Genomic DNA, 15,954 nt, shown 5'->3' with positions numbered 1-15,954 from the left:
GCTGCACTGTTTTAGGTCAGCACTGTTACTAATTGAGACTTTTGCAATGGAACTCCACAGGTTTGGGTTGCAGGTGCCTGCCAAAACCCCGTCTCTTCATGTTAGGACGTTCTTCAGGTTTTACCCCGAGGCATAAAAAAACCCCTGAAGCGTGGTCGCTTCAGGGGTTTTGAGGTTGTATCGCGGTTTACTGCATCTGGACTTCAATCACACCGTCGGCGCTCATGCTGACTTCGCTGGTACCGGCTTCGACTTCCGGAGTCGGCGCGGAGTCCATCGCCGGGGCGGCAGCTTTCATCATCATCGCGCTGCGCATGTAGGGCTGCGGATAGCCATTGGTGTTGAGGTTCAGGTTGACGATTTTGTAACCCTTGCCGCCCAGAGCATCGGTGGCCAGCTGGGCGCGGGCCTTGAATGCATTGACGGCATCCTTGAGCAGCGCGTCTTCGCTGGTTTTGCGGGTGGCATTGGCGACGGTGAACTGCATGCTGCCCATTTTCAGGGTTTGCATCAGATCGCCGGTGAGCTTGGACAATGCGGCAAAGTCGGTGCTTTCCAGGCGTAGCTCGGCGCGCTCACGCCAGCCGGTGATCTTCTGGGTTTTGTTGTCGTAAATCGGGTAGCTGTTGCGGTTGCCCTGGCGCAAGGTCACTTCCTTGACGGACTTGGCCTGGCCAATGGCCTTGTTCATCGAGGTGGTGACTTCAGCGGCCAGCTTGGCTGCATCGGTATTTTGCGCCTCGGTGTACAGCGTCACGATCATCAGGTCGCGGGGGACTTCCTGGCTGGCTTCGGCGCGCAAGGAGATCTGGTTGTAATGAATGTCGTCGGCCAGCGCCGGCAGGCTGGCCAGGGCGCCGATGCTCAGGGTCAAAAGGGCAGCGGTGCGTTGAAAAGTGGACATGGAAGCTCCTTGAATGAGGACAGCAAGACCTATAAGACTGTAGAGAGTGGCCATCAGTTCGCCCAGTTACATTTTCGATACATTTGGCGGCTACTTCTTTGTCCACTGTGGGAGCGGGCTTGCTCGCGAAGCAGGCACCAGTGTCTGTCAGCCAGACCGCATCGAAGCCATCGCGAGCAAGCCCGCTCCCACACAGTTTGCCCAGATGCAGGCCATTAGCCGCTTTTTCACAAAAAACACTGTGGCTCTTTGCCGCACTTTTGCCTGTCGGGCCGTTCGCTTGGTTATACTCCCTGCGATCCGCCTGGAGCGCTCATCAGGAGAGCTCATGCTCGCCCCCGTTCAGTTATTGTCAGCAACGCGCCAGAACTTATGGCGTCTTACGTTTATCCGCATGTTGGTGCTGGCCGCGCAAGCGGGCTCAGTCGGCTTTGCCTACCTGTTCAATCTGTTGCCGCTGCCGTGGTTTCAACTGAGTATCACGCTCGGTTTTTCCATGCTGCTGTGTGCTTTTACCGCTATCAGGTTGCGCACCACCTGGCCGGTAACGGAGCTGGAGTACGCGCTGCAACTGGCCTGTGACCTGTTTATCCACAGTGCCTTGCTGTACTTCTCGGGAGGCTCGGCCAACCCGTTTGTGTCCTATTACCTGGTGCCGCTGACCATCGCCGCGGTGACATTGCCATGGCGTTACTCGTTGGTGCTGACCGGGATCGCGCTGGCGCTCTACACGCTGTTGCTGATGCAGTTCTACCCGATAGACACGGTGCCGTTCTTCCGCGAAAAGCTGCAGATTTACGGGATGTGGCTGAGTTTTGCGCTGTCGGCGGCAGTGATCACGTTTTTCGCTGCCAAGATGGGCGAAGAGCTGCGTCGTCAGGAAGAGCTGCGTGCCCTGCGCCGTGAAGAAGGCCTGCGCGACCAGCAGTTACTGGCGGTGGCAACACAAGCGGCCGGTGCCGCCCACGAGTTGGGTACGCCGTTGTCGACCATGAGCGTGCTGCTTAAAGAGATGCGCCGCGATCATCAGGACCCTGAATTGCAGGATGATCTGAGCGTGCTTCAGGATCAGGTCAAGCTGTGCAAGGAAACCCTGCAGCAACTGGTGCGTGCCGCTGAAGCCAACCGTCGTTTGGCGATTGAGGTTCAGGACGTCACGCAGTGGCTGGACGAGGCCTTGAACCGCTGGCACTTGATGCGTCCTGAGGCCACTTACCGCTTTCAGTGTCTGGGCCATGCACCGGTTCCGCGCCTGGCGCCGCCGCCGGACTTGACCCAGGCGTTGCTCAACTTGCTTAACAATGCAGCCGATGCCTGCCCTGAAGGGCTGGAAGTCTGCCTCGATTGGGATGCAGTTGATCTGACCATCAGTATTCGCGACCACGGTCCAGGTGTACCGTTGGCCATCGCCGAGCAAATCGGCAAACCCTTTTTTACCACCAAGGGCAAAGGCTTCGGCCTGGGCCTATTCTTGAGCAAAGCCAGCGTGACACGCGCCGGTGGCTCGGTAAAACTCTACAGTCATGAGGATGGCGGAACGCTCACTGAGCTGCGCCTGCCACGTGTCGCCCGAGGAAATGAAAATGAGTGAAGAAATTCAGGTCGAAGGCGAAGAACTGCCACATTTGTTGTTGGTAGATGACGACGCCACGTTTACCCGCGTAATGGCTCGCGCCATGAGCCGACGCGGTTTTCGCGTCAGCACGGCGGGCTCCGCCGAAGAAGGGCTGATCCTGGCGCAACAGGACCTGCCCGATTACGCGGCACTGGATCTGAAAATGGACGGCGATTCAGGCCTGGTCCTGTTGCCCAAGCTGCTTGAGCTTGATCCCGAGATGCGGGTGGTGATCCTCACCGGCTATTCGAGCATCGCCACTGCCGTTGAAGCGATCAAGCGCGGCGCCTGCAATTACCTGTGCAAGCCTGCGGATGCGGATGACGTGCTCGCCGCCTTGCTGTCCCAGCATGCCGACCTCGAAACCCTGGTGCCGGACAACCCGATGTCGGTTGACCGTCTGCAGTGGGAACACATCCAGCGCGTGCTGGGTGAGCATGAAGGCAATATTTCGGCCACTGCCCGCGCCCTGGGCATGCATCGCCGTACGTTGCAGCGCAAATTGCAGAAGCGCCCGGTAAGACGCTGAACAGGAACTGCCGCCATTTCGTTGCGCCTTGCCACGAAATGGCGGCAGGACCTACTCTGTGCCAAGACGTTTCATCGCGTCGTGGGCCGGTCGTCCTGACCGGTTTGCAAGATGTTCTTTACTCCGATCGAGCCTGAACTATGAATCAGAACGCTGAGCCTTCTGTCGTGAATGATGCTGTGCGCGGGCAATTCATACCTCGGGTCTGGGGCCTCATAACACCCTACTGGCGCAGTGAAGAGCGTGCCAGGGCGTGGATGCTGTTGATTGCAGTGATCGTCTTGTCGCTTGTCAGTGTGGGCATCTCGGTGTGGATCAACCATTGGTACAAGGACTTCTACAACGCACTGGAGAAAAAGGACGGTGCTGCGTTCTGGAGCCTGATCGGCTATTTCGGGATCATCGCTGCGGTGGGTATTGTCGGCGCGGTGTACCGGCTTTACCTGACCCAGATGCTGACCATTCGCTGGCGTCGCTGGCTGACCGAAAAGCATTTCGCACGCTGGCTCGAACACAAGAACTACTACCAGCTGGAGCAGGGCGGTTACACCGATAACCCTGACCAGCGCATCAGTGAAGACCTCAACTCGTTCACCGACAATACCCTCACCCTCGGCCTTGGCCTGATCCGTACCCTGGTCAGCCTGGTGTCGTTCTCGGTGATCCTGTGGGGTGTTTCGGGCAGCATTGAAGTCTTTGGCATTACCATTCCCGGCTACATGTTCTGGTGCGCGCTGCTGTATGCCGCCGTCGGTAGCTGGCTGGCGCACCTGATTGGTCGCCGCCTGATCGGTTTGAGCAATCAACAGCAACGCTTCGAAGCCGACCTGCGTTTCGCGATGGTTCGGGTGCGGGAAAACGCCGAGAGCATTGCGTTGTACAACGGCGAACCCAATGAACATGAACGGCTTAGCATACGTTTCGACCGGGTCTGGAAGAACTTCTGGACGCAAATGAAGGTGACAAAGCGGCTGACATTTTTCACCGCGGGCTACTCGCAAATTGCCATTATCTTTCCGTTTGTCGTCGCCGCGCCGCGCTACTTCTCCGGCAAGATCGAGCTGGGTGAGCTGATGCAAATCAACTCGGCCTTCAGCAACGTGCAAGAGAACTTCAGCTGGTTTATCGATGCCTACGTCACCCTGGCTGCATGGCGTGCTACCTGTGATCGTTTGCTCAGCTTTCGCCAGGCCATGACCGACAACGAACAGCGTGCACCGGCGATTGATGTGCAGCGCCAGGGCGAGGCGCTGAAGATCGATGGGCTGAGCCTGGACCTGGCCGATGGCCGCGCTTTGCTGCATGACGCCAACTTGCAGGTGGCGGCCGGGGACAGGCTGATGCTCAGCGGTCGCTCCGGCAGCGGCAAAAGTACCTTGCTGCGGGCCATGGGCGGGCTTTGGCCGCAAGGGGGCGGGGCGATCCGGCTGCCCGAGGAGCGGGCGCTGTTCTTGCCACAAAAACCGTACCTGCCCATTGGAACCTTGCGTGACGCCTTGAGTTATCCACAGCCCGGCGACAGCTACGACACGCAACGCTATGAACAAGTGCTGCGCAGCTGCCGCCTTGAGCATCTGATCCCCAAGCTCGACGAGGTCAACCACTGGCAGCGTCTGCTGTCCGGTGGCGAGCAGCAACGATTGGCTTTTGCCCGTGCGCTGTTGTATCGGCCGCAATGGCTCTACATGGACGAGGCCACCTCGGCGATGGATGAAGAAGACGAAGCCATGCTGTACCAGGCCCTTATCGATCAACTGCCGGGGTTGAGTATTGTCAGCGTGGGGCATCGCAGCAGTCTGGCGCGCTTCCACCCTCGGCATGTGAGGATCGAGGCGGGGCAGTTGATGGCGCAGTAGACAGCCTGCCGGGAGGCACTCTGTGCCTCCCGGTGCTTGCGGCCCGCATGCTAGAGTGCCGGTCCCCGCGCTTTGGAACCCGACATGAGCCTTTTACTTCGCAGTGCTGCACTGAGCCTGGTGCTGGCCAGCCTGCCCCTGGCCGCCGCGCCGATGCATGCACAGTTTTTACCCATGGATGACCTGCAGTTGCGTGCCGAAAAACCGGAGCAGCAACAGCTGATGCAGGTGACATCCTATTCGGTGGTGGTGGGCAACCAGCGTCAATCCAATCAGCAGCCGATCCCGGTGACGTCACCCTTGCTGCTGCGCTTGAAAGGCAAGCCGCTGAGTCAGGGGGCGACGGTGAGCCAGGTGCTGATCTCGTTTGATGGCGAAAGCAAAAGCCTGAAAAAGCCCGTGTTTGACAGCAAAACCCGGACGCTGACGTTGTCGTATCCGCCGTCTCAATACCCGGTGGTGATGGACTTGTTGCGTAACGACACGGTCTATTGCCAGTTTTTGACCTATGCCAACGGGCATATCTGGGCTGACTTGCACACCGGCAGCGTGCGCGCACGTTGAGCCTTGGGTAAACTGCGGGCCCCGTGAAGTATCAGCAGGCTGGAGTCGGACATGCGTAAAGATAAGAAGCAGTTGATTGGTGATGAGATCGGCGACGAGCAGATCAAGTTGTTCCTGGACTTTGAACCCGTGGACGCCATTTCGCCGTCGCTGCACAAACTGATCAAAGCCTATCGCGGTCTGCGTATCGATGACTTCGGGCGTTTCCTGACCTTCTTCAAGGAGGCTGGCTACGACCTGGATGGCAAAGATGAGCATGGCCAGACGTTCGTGGACATCATCAAGGATCAGCGCAACGCCGACGAATACATTGAACTGATCAAACAGGCCCGCGGCTGATCAACTCTGTGGGAGCGGGCTTGCTCGCGATCCTGGCGACTCGGTCTTTAATCTGGACCGCGTCGATCTCATCGCGAGCAAGCCCGCTCCCACACAGAACAACAAAAAAGCCCCTCGGCCTGAAACAGGACGAGGGGCTTTTTTTGACGTATCACTACGCCGGTGTTGCGTTACGCGATGCTGGTGCCAGCACTTTGTGGCTCTACCAGTTCCAGCAACTCGGAGTTGCGGGTGCTGATTTCGCGATACAGCTCGGCGTCGGTTTCAAGGACATTTTCCCGTGCCGGGAAGATTTCCTTGAGCTTGGTCGCCCATTCGCCACTGGCTTTCTGTGGGAAGCAACGTTCGATCAGGTCCAGCATGATCGACACCGTGACCGAAGCGCCCGGAGAGGCACCCAGCAGAGCGGCCAGCGAGCCGTCCTTGGCCGCAACCAGTTCGGTACCGAACTGCAGAACGCCGCCTTTTTTCGGGTCTTTCTTGATGATCTGAACCCGTTGGCCGGCAACTTCAAGGCGCCAGTCTTCGGCTTTTGCCTGCGGGTAGAAGCGACGCAGGGAATCGAGACGTTGTTCCATCGACTGGCGCACTTCGCTGACCAGATACTTGGTCAGGTCCATGTTGTCGCGAGCAACGGCGAGCATTGGCCCGATGTTGCCCAGACGGATCGACATCGGCAGGTCAAGGAACGAACCGTGCTTGAGGAACTTGGTGGTGAAGCCGGCATAAGGTCCGAACAGCAACGATTTTTTGCCATCAACCACACGGGTGTCCAGGTGCGGCACCGACATCGGTGGCGAACCCACGGCGGCCTGGCTGTAAACCTTGGCCTGGTGCAGCTTGACCACTTCCGGGTTGTCGCAACGCAGCCACTGGCCGCTGACCGGGAAGCCGCCATAGCCTTTGCTTTCTTCGATGCCCGAGGCTTGCAGCAGCGGCAGGGCCGCACCGCCTGCGCCCAGGAACACGAACTTGGCATCAACGTCGCGGGTGTTGCCGCTGTTGGTGTCCTTGATACTTACGGTCCAGCCGCTGCCATTACGCTTGAGGCCGGTAACTTTTTTGCTGTACTTGATCTGGGTGTCCGGTGCGCTGGCCAGATGCTTGAGCAGCTGCTGGGTCAGGGCGCCGAAGTTGACGTCAGTACCATGCATTACGCGGGTGGCCGAGATGTGTTGGTCCGCAGGGCGGCCCGGCATCATCAGGGGCATCCACTCGGTCATTCTGGCTTTGTCTTCGGTGTATTCCATGTCTGAAAACGCATGGTGCTTGCTCAGCACTTCAAAACGTTTTTTCAGGAAGGACACGCCTTTTTCGCCTTCAACGTAGCTCAGGTGAGGCACCGGGCTGATGAAGGACTTGCACGAACCGAAGGTCCCTTTTTGCGCCAGGTAGGCCCAAAACTGTTTCGAGACTTCGAACTGGGCATTGATATGCACAGCCTTTTTGATATCGATCGAACCATCAGCCGCCTGTGGCGTGTAGTTCAATTCACAAAGGCCAGCGTGGCCGGTGCCTGCGTTGTTCCACGGGTTGGAACTCTCCGCAGCACCGGAGTCCATCTGCTCAACAACTTCCAGCGTGATGCCGGGGTCGAGCTCTTTGAGCAGTACGGCGAGGGTGGCACTCATGATGCCCGCTCCAACCAGTACTACGTCCACTGCTTCGTTATGCGCCATTAACGCGTCTCCAAAATCTACGGCACCAAATTGACGGCATAGCTGCCAGGTGTTCCGAGGCGTACAGCTGATAGAGCCTCAGGACACTCATGGCCGGGATCGCCATGTCCGATTCTTCGCAATTTCTTGCAACTTTAGCGGACGCCACCAACCGGGCCTTCAAGGTTCATATGAACGCATTTCAGTACTCGGGAGGCAATTCGACTTAAGGTCTAGAGCGTCCGTTCGTGCAACCAAATCCGTAAGCGGACAGGCTTCAGTCTCGTGCTGTGGAGCCGACTTCGATCCTGCTTGGTGGAGCTGTTTCAGACGCTAATGGTGCATGTTCAGACGCAAAACTTTTCATTTGCTCGCCACACTCTTGTGAAGTTGTGAAACCCGTTTTTTTTTCACGCTCTTTTGGAGACGTGAACCTCAAAAAAGGGCTGCCGCAAGCCGGGCCCCGAACAAGTGGCCGAGCATAATGGCAGCTCTGGCAGACCATGTGAAAATTGTGGGTTCAGGCAAGAATAAATCAAGCGCATCCGCAACACATGATCTGTGTGGGCGGCTCTCTGTGGGCGGTGCGGGGGTGCTAATACAAGCGCATTAGCGGTGCTGCGAGGCCCGATCAGGAGACGTCCTTATAATCGGGGGGAGATTGTAGCGAAGAAACGCGGGCAATTGATCCTGTTAAATGACTTTTATTGGTTCGCCGGTCAAAGTCCCAACAAGGGTTGCACCGCCGAGCGCGTTGCGGGCGGGCTGATACGGGCATTGGCGGGTAGTACCTGGTGCAACCAGTTAAGACGGATTTCTTCGATTTCGACCCAGCTATCGCCGACCGGCGGTTGTTTGCATTGCTTGAAGGCCTGGCAGCGACCCGCTGAATCGAGGCGGGCGAAGCAGCGATGAGGGCGATCAAGGCCGAGCAGCGACAAGAGCATGTTCATGGCGTCACCTGTTGAGTCAGTCAGCCAGACTATGCCCGGGTGACGTGACATCACGATGTATCGGTGATGACAGGGTGGTGACAGCAAGCGGCTAGTTAGCGGGTGCACTGCACCGCTATACTGACGGCCTGTGTTACCCAGTCCTGGAGAGATAAGCATGTTGCAACGCCTGTTGTTCGGTTTGATTACTGTGACCAGTTTGACTCTGGTCGGCTGCGCCCACAGCCCGCAACAACTCAGCCCGCAACCCAAGCTGACCACCCAGCTTGCGCCAGTGGGTCGTGGCCAGCCGGTAGTAGTACGTGTGGTGGACGGTCGTCCGTCGCCAACCCTGGGCACCCGTGGTGGCATGTATCCCGAGACCAGCGCGATCAGCGTCAGCAGTGCCGACCTGATTCCAAAACTGCAAGCCCAGGCCGAAGCTGCCGTGCGCTTGCTGGGTTACACGCCGACATCCAATGCGATGAATGCACCAACGCTGACCGTCACCCTGGCCGAGCTCAAGTATCAGTCGCCCAAAGACACCATGTACGTGACCGAAGCCACTATTGGCGCAACGTTCCGCTCTGATGTGAAGAGCGGTGGCCGTACTTACAGCGGCCGTTATGGCGCGTCCCTGGACCAGCGCTTCGGCATGGCGCCGAATCAGGAAACCAACACCAAGCTGGTGAGTGACGTGTTGAGTGATGCACTGACCCGTGTGTTCAAGGATCCGACCATAGGTCGTTTGCTCGGCGAGTAAGCGCAGCAAAACAAAAAGCCCGAACTCAGTGAGTTCGGGCTTTTTTGTGTTTGGCCGCTTCAGGCCGCTTCGGCATATAGCTCCAGGCGGCTGACGCCGGTGAGCAAATCCAGCTCTGGCAAGTCGGCATGTGTATGGCCGCTCAAGGCGCAATACACCAGCCAGTGATGATCCTGAACATTAATGGCCAGACCTTCGATCAGTGCCTGCTGTTCGTCGCTGGGGGCGATCAGATACAGGCGGTCCTGGTTTTCTGCGTGCAGCATGACAAGCTCCGTGTCGGTATCGAGGGGCCACAGAGTGGCTTCTCTACATGACGATACGGTTACAGCAGAAATTAAGCACTGCTGTGGGAGCGAGCCTGCTCGCGATGCGGGCGGCTCAGTTTGTCGGTGCATCGAGTAGATGCAATCGCGAGCAGGCTCGCTCCCACGGGTCTTATCGGGTTACAGGGGCAGCCCCGCCTTGACCCGATACTGGTTACGTACCGGCATCGCGTATTGCAGCACCAGATACGGGCGGTGCTCGGCAGGGCAGGCGTCCAGGCGGCGTTGCCATTCCTGGCGGGCCTTGGCCAGTTCTTCGGCACCGAATACCTCAGTGGCCTTTGGCACTTGCAGCTCGGGCTCGGCATCAGCCCACTGCGCATACGCCAGGTAGTGCGCCGGGAACAGGCGATAACCACTGAGAATATGGCGATCCATTTCGGCGGCCAGCAATTTGCTGTCTTCGAAAGGCTCGATGACGGGCGCGGCAAAGTTCACGTGCACGCGGCCTTTGTAGCCGGTAATGCCATTGGCGATGCTGGTGTCGTCTTCACCCGGCACCTTGGTGTAAGTGCCCGTGGTGGCACGGATAAACAGCTCGCGGGCCTTGGCCTGGTCACAGGGGTCGTATTCGTAGCTGATGGATACCGGGGTCAGGTTCAGCGACTGGATGACCTCGGCAAACGGCTCGTTTTTACGGCTCATGTGGAACATTTTCAGGATTGCCGAATCTGTACGGTCATCACCGTCCTTGGCGCGCCCTTCGGCCTGGGCGATCCAGATCGACTGGCAGTCGGTGCGGATCGAGTGATTGATATACGCCGACAGCAGCTGATAGGCCGCGAGCTTTTCACGGCGCCCGGTGATCGAGCGGTGCACGATAAAGCTCTTGTTCAGGCGCATCAGATCGCTGACAAAGGGTTTTTGCAGCAGGTTGTCGCCAATGGCGATACGCGGCGTCGGCAGGCCCGCGTGATACACCGCATAGTTGACGAAGGCCGGGTCCATCACGATATCGCGGTGGTTGGCCAAAAACAGGTAAGCGCTACCGGTCTTCAATTGCTCGACGCCGGTATAGGTCACGCCGTCGGTGGCATGTTCGATGGTGCGGTCGACATAAACCTCGACCTTGTCCTGCAACGAAGCCACTGAATTGACGCTCGCGAACTCTTTGCGCAAGCGATGAGCTATAAGTGGTTTTAACAGCCAGCCGAAGGCGCCTGCCAGGCGCGGGAAGCGAAAGCGGGTCAGGATATCTAGAAACGCCTTGTCGCTGAGCAGCCGGGCCAGCACTGCTGGTACTTCGGCGTCGTCGTAAGGTCGGATGGTATCGAATTGGCCCATCATGCTCTCTTGTTGGAAACGGCTAGGGTTGGTACGCAGGGCAGGGCAAAAAAATAGCCCTGCTAATAGACCGGCGATTATACGCACAAGTCACTCTGGAGACCGCGATGCTTGAGACTGAACACTATGAGTGCCCCTATTGCGGCGAGCCCGCTGAAGCCGTGCTCGATCTCTCGGGGGGCGATCAGACGTATGTTGAAGATTGCCCGGTGTGTTGCCGGCCGATTGTTTTCCATCTTCAGACCGATGGTCAGGAGTGGATGCTTGATGTACATACCGAGAATGATTCGTGAGTGAATGCCATGCAACGCATCTACGAACCGCAAAACCTGATGGAAGCCGAGCTGTTGCTGGGCATGCTTGCCAGTGAGGGCGTTGACGCGTGCCTTCAGGGGCGTGATTTGATTGGCGGGACCGGTGAGCTGCCGGCGTTGGGTTTGCTGGGGCTGGCCGTGGCCGATGATCAGGCGCGATACGCGCGCGAGTTGATCGATGCGTACAATGCCGCATCACCGGTGGCGGGCGATGAGCCCGAGAGTTTCCCCGATGTGCTGGACTGCTGAGGTCAGCGACGGTTTATTCACTGCTATATAGAAAAGAGTTGTACAGCCCCATGTGTGGACGTTTTGCCCTGTTTCGCTGGAATCCTGCGTTTGCAGCCTTGCCCGGTTTTCCGGCGGACCAGCAGGCCCAGTGGAATATTTCGCCCAATGATTCGGTATTGATCCTGCGTGCAGGCGCAGAGCCAGGCCAGCGCGAACTGGCCCGGGCCCGTTGGGGCCTGACCCCCGCGTGGCTGACCGACCTGTCCCGAACCCCGGCCCATGCCCGTGCCGAGACTGCAGCCGAACAGCCGATGTTTCGCGATGCCTTGCGTGAGCGGCGCTGCCTGATCCCGGCCAACGGCTTTTATGAATGGCGCGGCACCACCCGCAAACGCCCCTATTGGTTGACGCCGGGCGAGGGTTCTTCGCTGTTTTTTGCCGGTATTTGGGAGGCGTACCCCGTCCAGGGCCATGTATGGCTGAGCACGGCGGTCATCACCCAGGCGGCAGCCAGTCAGCGCCGACCCTTGATTCTGGATGAGGCGGGCCAGCAGGCCTGGCTTGACCCTCAAACCCCGCTGCATACGCTGCAGGCATTGCTGGCCAGCCCGCAGATGCCGCTGCGCGAGCGGCCGCTGGCCAATCTGGTCAATGATCCCAAACTCAATGCCCCTGAGTGTCTGACCCCGGGTTGAGATACGATGCGCACCATCTTTATGGAGAGTCACGATGGGTAAGTTAGCGGTAGTGTGCGCCGTGGGCGCGGGGTTGTTGCTCAGCGGTTGCCAGGCGGTGAATACCACCAGTGGCGGCGCGGTCGGTGTCGAGCGCAAGCAGTACATGTTCAGCATGCTGTCGAGCCAGCAGGTTGATCAGATGTATGCGCAGTCGTATCAGCAGACTGTCAGCGAGGCCGGCACCAAGGGGGCTCTGGACAAGACCAGCGCCAATGCCAAGCGCCTGCAGGCGATTGCCAACCGGCTGATTGCCCAGGCCCCGGCCTTTCGCCCGGATGCCGCGCAGTGGAACTGGGAAGTCAATCTGATCAAGAGCGACGAGCTCAACGCCAACTGCGGTCCCGGCGGCAAGATCATTTTCTATAGCGGGATCATCGATCAGCTCAAACTCAGTGACGACGAAATTGCCGCGATCATGGGCCATGAGATTGCCCACGCCTTGCGTGAACACGGTCGTGAGTCCATGTCCAAAGCCTATGGCATCGAGATCGCCAAGCAGGGTGCGGGTGCGTTGCTGGGGTTGGGTCAGGACAGCCTCGGGCTGGCCGATACCGTGGTCAACTACAGCCTGACCTTGCCCAACAGTCGCAGCAATGAAAACGAAGCGGACCTGATCGGCCTGGAGCTGGCGGCGCGAGCGGGCTACAACCCGAATGCGGCGATTACCCTGTGGCAGAAAATGGCCAAGGAGTCCCAGGATGCACCACCGGAATTCATGAGCACCCACCCGGCCTCCACTAGCCGGATTGCGGCACTGCAAGCGGCCATTCCGAAGGTGATGCCGCTGTATCAGCAGGCCCCGAAATCGTAATCCCCCTCGTGGGAGCGGGCTTGCTTGCGATGACGTCTACACGGTTCAACTGAACAACCGCATCGCCTGCATCGCGAGCAAACCCGCTCCCACAGGAAAAGCTCTGCTACACCCAGCCGCTGAGTGCCATCGCCTTGTACACCGCCACTGCGGCCAGTACGACGAACGCGGTGGCTGCCAGGCGGCGGATCAGGGTCAGCGGCAGTTTGTCTGCGGCAAAGTTACCTGCCAAAACCACCGGCACGTTGGCAATCAGCATGCCCAGGGTGGTACCGATAATCACCAGCCACAGGTCCGGGTATTGCGCGGCGAGCATCACCGTCGCGACCTGGGTCTTGTCGCCGATTTCGGCAATGAAGAATGTGATCAGGGTGGTGACGAAAGGCCCGTACTTGCGTGCAGTACTGGCTTCGTCGTCGTCCATCTTGTCGGGCACCAGCGTCCACAGCGCAGTGGCGACAAAGCTCGCGGCGAGGATCCAGTGCAGCATCACATCACTGAAGAAGGTGCTGAACCAGGCGCCTACGGCACCGGCTGCGGCATGGTTGGCCAGGGTTGCGACCACGATACCGGCGATAATCGGCCAGGGCTTTCGAAAGCGTGCGGCGAGAATGAGGGCGAGCAGCTGCGTCTTGTCGCCGATTTCGGCCAAGGCAACAATTGCGGTAGGAACAAGTAAGGAATCGAGCATCATCAGGTGGCTTCCAGGGGCGGGTCGACACGGCTATGACACGTACAGCCTTCCCGCCCCGGGTAAGGTGTTCGTGTCATAGGTCTTGTCAAACCCCGGTCCGTCTGTGCGGACACCTGGGTCGCATACGCCATGGTCTGTTGACCAAGTATGTTGACGTATGCCGGACGAGCATGGCGCTCGTGGGAGACTACTCCCCTAGGACGGAGCGGATTCTGCCTAGGCAAAACCGATCCCGCAAGCTCTTATTTTCCAAAGACCTCAACGGCGTTTGGCGCTGTAAATCCGAAAACCCTGCCCTTGTGCCTTGACCGCACAGGCCCCGAAATGCTCTTCGATCAGCGGTTGATAGCGCAGGAAGCTGTTGGCCACAATCCGAAGTTCGCCACCTGATTTCAGATGTTTCACTGCTTTTTGCAGCAAATTCTCGGTAGCTTGGTAATCGGTGTGCACGCCGACATGGAACGGCGGATTGCTCAGGATCGAGTTCAAACCCATGGGTGCTGCGTCGATGCCGTCGCCGGTAATCACTTCACCTTCCAGGCCGTTGGCCGCGAGGGTCAGACGACTGCTGGCGGTGGCAAAGGCATCCACATCGAGCAGGGTGACGGTGTTATGCGGGTAACGACGCTTGATCGCAGCACCGAGCACGCCCGCGCCGCAGCCAAAATCCAGTACGTGGCCGCTGGGCAGTTTGTCCAGGTGTTCAAGCAGCAGGGCACTGCCACGATCCAGGCGGCCGTGGCTGAACACGCCCGGCAGGCTCACGACTTTTAGCGGGCCTTCGGCCAGCTCCAGCTCGTAATGTTGCGCGAGCTCTTCGAGCACTGGCACTGGCGGGGCGTTTTCCACGGTCACTTGCCAGAGCTGGCAATGCCGCGCGCTGTCAAGTTTGCGAGGTTTGCCGAACGGGGTCAGCTGTTTCGACGCACCTTCAATGCCGCCCTTTTTTTCACCGACCAGAAACACGTCGGCATTGGGCAGGCGAGAGGCCACGGCTTTGAGCACGTAGTCGCTCAGCTCTTTGGACTTGGGCAAAAAAACCACGGCGGTGTCGAACGCCCGCTCGGGGATTTCGACACCAAACTGCACACGGCCTTCAAAGCGGGCATCCAGAGTCGCCTGGTCGCCGGCATGCCAGCACCAGCCATGGGCGTTGGGCATTTCACCGAGTAACTCGTCAGCCGGCAAACCGACCAACAGCACCGAACCTTGAAAGTATTCAGGCTGACGAAGCAGTACTTCACTGCGCGGATCCATAATCTGCTCCTCAAAAAGGGGCGCAGTCTATCAACTGACGACCCGCAGCGCTGTACCGTTGAAGAAGGCTTCGGCGTTTTGCGCCAGTTGGCCGACGATCCGCTGACGTGCCTCGCGGCTGCCCCAGGCGCTGTGCGGGGTAATGATCAGGCGCGGGATGTCGGTCGCCAGCAGCGGGTTGCCGTCACGGGGCGGCTCGACGCTCAGCACGTCGGTCGCGGCGCCTCCCAGATGGCCGCTGCGCAGGGCGTCGGCCAGGGCCTGTTCGTCGATCATGCCGCCACGTGCAGTGTTGACCACAAAGGCCCCAGGCTTGAGCAGTGCCAGCTCGCGAGCGCCGATGAAGTTGCGTGTGTGTTCGTTGAGCGGGCAGTGAAAAGTCAGCGCGTCGACCTGGGGCAGCAGTTCGTCCAGGGGCAATCGGTCGGCACGGGCCGGGCGGCCAGGGATTTGCCCGATCAAGACACGCATGCCGAAAGCTTGTGCCAATTTCGCCACCGCGCTGCCCAGTTCGCCATGACCGAACAGGCCCAGGGTTTTGCCTTCCAGCTCCACAATCGGAAAGTCCAGCAGGCAGAACTGCTTCGCTTGCTGCCACTGGCCATCACTCACGGCTTTTTGATAGTCGATCAGGCGTGTGGCCAGCGCCAGCAGCAGGCCCAGGGTGTGCTGCGCCACCGATGGCGTGCCGTAACCCTGGCAGTTGGCAACAGTGATTCCCTGGGCGCGGGCGGCTTCAAGGTCGACGTTATTGGTGCCGGTGGCGGCCACCAGGATCAGCTTCAGATCCGGGCAGGCGGCAAGGGTCGCGGCGTTGAGCAGGATTTTGTTGCTGATGGCTACGCTGGCGCCTTGCAGACGCTCGATCACATTGGCGGGCGCGGTGTCCGACCACAACTGCAACTCGCCGAAGCAGCGGCGCAGGGGCCCGAGATCAAGGTCGCCCAGATCCAGTGACGGGTGATCAAGGAATACGGCGCGCTGAGTGTTAGTCATCAACTGTACCTTTTGTGCTGTGAAATGAAGGCGTAATGTGGCGAGCCTAGGGGGTGTTCTCATTCAGGCGAGCCATATGACAGCAGACACAAGGGATAACATCGACTGGTAATTCCTGGCCAGTCGCTCATATCGTGTCGCTAT

At 59.0% G+C, this 15,954-nt stretch carries 18 protein-coding genes and 1 riboswitch; of the genes, 10 read left to right on the top strand and 8 right to left on the bottom strand.

From position 1 onward, the window contains the following. Nucleotides 1–187: 187 nt before the first annotated feature. The gene (locus ACZRMS_RS24760) at nt 188–904 is read right to left on the bottom strand and encodes an SIMPL domain-containing protein (RefSeq protein ID WP_463997457.1); all 717 of its coding nucleotides are present in this window, start codon (nt 902–904) and stop codon (nt 188–190) included. A gap of 328 nt (nt 905–1,232) precedes the next feature. Between ACZRMS_RS24760 and ACZRMS_RS24755 the strand changes: the two genes are divergently transcribed. From ACZRMS_RS24755 to ACZRMS_RS24735, 5 genes are all read left to right on the top strand, one after another. After that, nucleotides 1,233–2,495, top strand: coding sequence for an ATP-binding protein (locus tag ACZRMS_RS24755; RefSeq protein ID WP_048359211.1), 1,263 nt, complete (start codon nt 1,233–1,235; stop codon nt 2,493–2,495). Then, on the top strand, nt 2,488–3,048 hold the full coding sequence (locus ACZRMS_RS24750; protein ID WP_019823883.1) for a response regulator transcription factor: 561 nt from the start codon (nt 2,488–2,490) through the stop codon (nt 3,046–3,048). The genes ACZRMS_RS24755 and ACZRMS_RS24750 overlap by 8 nt, the downstream gene beginning before the upstream one ends. 140 nt (nt 3,049–3,188) lie before the next feature. Continuing rightward, nucleotides 3,189–4,904 carry an ABC transporter ATP-binding protein/permease gene (locus ACZRMS_RS24745; protein WP_463997456.1) on the top strand — a complete coding sequence of 572 codons (1,716 nt, stop codon included), beginning with the start codon at nt 3,189–3,191 and terminating at the stop codon, nt 4,902–4,904. 153 nt (nt 4,905–5,057) lie between these two features. After that, a complete protein-coding gene (locus ACZRMS_RS24740; protein WP_463997472.1) occupies nt 5,058–5,468 on the top strand; it encodes a hypothetical protein in 411 nt (136 codons plus the stop codon). Between the two features lie 51 nt (nt 5,469–5,519). Next, complete coding sequence (locus ACZRMS_RS24735) at nt 5,520–5,807, top strand: PA4642 family protein (protein WP_463997455.1); 288 nt, start codon at nt 5,520–5,522, stop codon at nt 5,805–5,807. Between the two features lie 170 nt (nt 5,808–5,977). Here the strand turns inward: ACZRMS_RS24735 and mqo are convergent, their stop codons facing one another. Together mqo and ACZRMS_RS24725 are read right to left on the bottom strand one after the other, a co-directional pair. Then, entirely contained in the window at nt 5,978–7,486 is a 1,509-nt protein-coding gene (gene mqo, locus ACZRMS_RS24730) for a malate dehydrogenase (quinone) (protein WP_463997454.1), read from the bottom strand. Nucleotides 7,487–8,184: 698 nt separating this feature from the next. Beyond that, a complete protein-coding gene (locus tag ACZRMS_RS24725) occupies nt 8,185–8,418 on the bottom strand; it encodes a hypothetical protein (protein ID WP_048359205.1) in 234 nt (77 codons plus the stop codon). Nucleotides 8,419–8,575: 157 nt separating this feature from the next. Here ACZRMS_RS24725 and ACZRMS_RS24720 point away from each other — a divergent pair, with 157 nt between their 5' ends. Beyond that, nucleotides 8,576–9,160: a YajG family lipoprotein gene (locus ACZRMS_RS24720; protein WP_463997453.1), complete on the top strand. Its 585-nt coding sequence runs from the start codon at nt 8,576–8,578 to the stop codon at nt 9,158–9,160. A 59-nt stretch (nt 9,161–9,219) separates the two neighbouring features. On the opposite strand, the gene ACZRMS_RS24715 is transcribed toward ACZRMS_RS24720, so the two are convergent. Next, nucleotides 9,220–9,426, bottom strand: a complete 207-nt coding sequence (locus tag ACZRMS_RS24715; RefSeq protein ID WP_463997452.1) for a hypothetical protein — start codon at nt 9,424–9,426, stop codon at nt 9,220–9,222. Nucleotides 9,427–9,606: 180 nt separating this feature from the next. Continuing rightward, a complete protein-coding gene (locus ACZRMS_RS24710) occupies nt 9,607–10,773 on the bottom strand; it encodes a 1-acyl-sn-glycerol-3-phosphate acyltransferase (protein ID WP_463997451.1) in 1,167 nt (388 codons plus the stop codon). A gap of 104 nt (nt 10,774–10,877) precedes the next feature. Between ACZRMS_RS24710 and ACZRMS_RS24705 the strand changes: the two genes are divergently transcribed. Genes ACZRMS_RS24705 through ACZRMS_RS24690 form a run of 4 tightly spaced genes read left to right on the top strand, consistent with a single transcriptional unit; the run spans nt 10,878 to nt 12,863 of the window. Continuing rightward, nucleotides 10,878–11,063 (top strand): CPXCG motif-containing cysteine-rich protein, encoded by a 186-nt coding sequence (locus ACZRMS_RS24705; RefSeq protein WP_463997450.1) that lies wholly within the window; start codon nt 10,878–10,880, stop codon nt 11,061–11,063. 9 nt (nt 11,064–11,072) lie between these two features. Then, a complete protein-coding gene (locus ACZRMS_RS24700) occupies nt 11,073–11,333 on the top strand; it encodes a putative signal transducing protein (RefSeq protein ID WP_048359539.1) in 261 nt (86 codons plus the stop codon). 50 nt (nt 11,334–11,383) lie between these two features. Continuing rightward, the gene (locus ACZRMS_RS24695) at nt 11,384–12,010 is read left to right on the top strand and encodes an SOS response-associated peptidase (protein ID WP_048359201.1); all 627 of its coding nucleotides are present in this window, start codon (nt 11,384–11,386) and stop codon (nt 12,008–12,010) included. A gap of 34 nt (nt 12,011–12,044) precedes the next feature. Beyond that, nucleotides 12,045–12,863, top strand: coding sequence for a M48 family metallopeptidase (locus ACZRMS_RS24690; RefSeq protein WP_463997449.1), 819 nt, complete (start codon nt 12,045–12,047; stop codon nt 12,861–12,863). A gap of 106 nt (nt 12,864–12,969) precedes the next feature. On the opposite strand, the gene ACZRMS_RS24685 is transcribed toward ACZRMS_RS24690, so the two are convergent. The 3 genes from ACZRMS_RS24685 to ACZRMS_RS24675 all read right to left on the bottom strand — a co-directional run bounded on the left by ACZRMS_RS24685 (nt 12,970) and on the right by ACZRMS_RS24675 (nt 15,810). Next, nucleotides 12,970–13,554 carry a TMEM165/GDT1 family protein gene (locus ACZRMS_RS24685; RefSeq protein ID WP_463997471.1) on the bottom strand — a complete coding sequence of 195 codons (585 nt, stop codon included), beginning with the start codon at nt 13,552–13,554 and terminating at the stop codon, nt 12,970–12,972. 90 nt (nt 13,555–13,644) lie between these two features. Beyond that, a riboswitch (yybP-ykoY riboswitch) is annotated at nt 13,645–13,766 on the bottom strand. Between the two features lie 49 nt (nt 13,767–13,815). Next, nucleotides 13,816–14,814 (bottom strand): methyltransferase, encoded by a 999-nt coding sequence (locus tag ACZRMS_RS24680; protein WP_463997448.1) that lies wholly within the window; start codon nt 14,812–14,814, stop codon nt 13,816–13,818. A gap of 30 nt (nt 14,815–14,844) precedes the next feature. Beyond that, on the bottom strand, nt 14,845–15,810 hold the full coding sequence (locus ACZRMS_RS24675) for a 2-hydroxyacid dehydrogenase (protein WP_463997447.1): 966 nt from the start codon (nt 15,808–15,810) through the stop codon (nt 14,845–14,847). Between the last annotated feature and the right edge of the window lie 144 nt (nt 15,811–15,954).

This window comes from Pseudomonas sp. B424, assembly GCF_055408345.1.
Note: the sequence above shows the minus strand (reverse complement) of the source record. Positions and strands in the feature narration are given on the sequence as shown.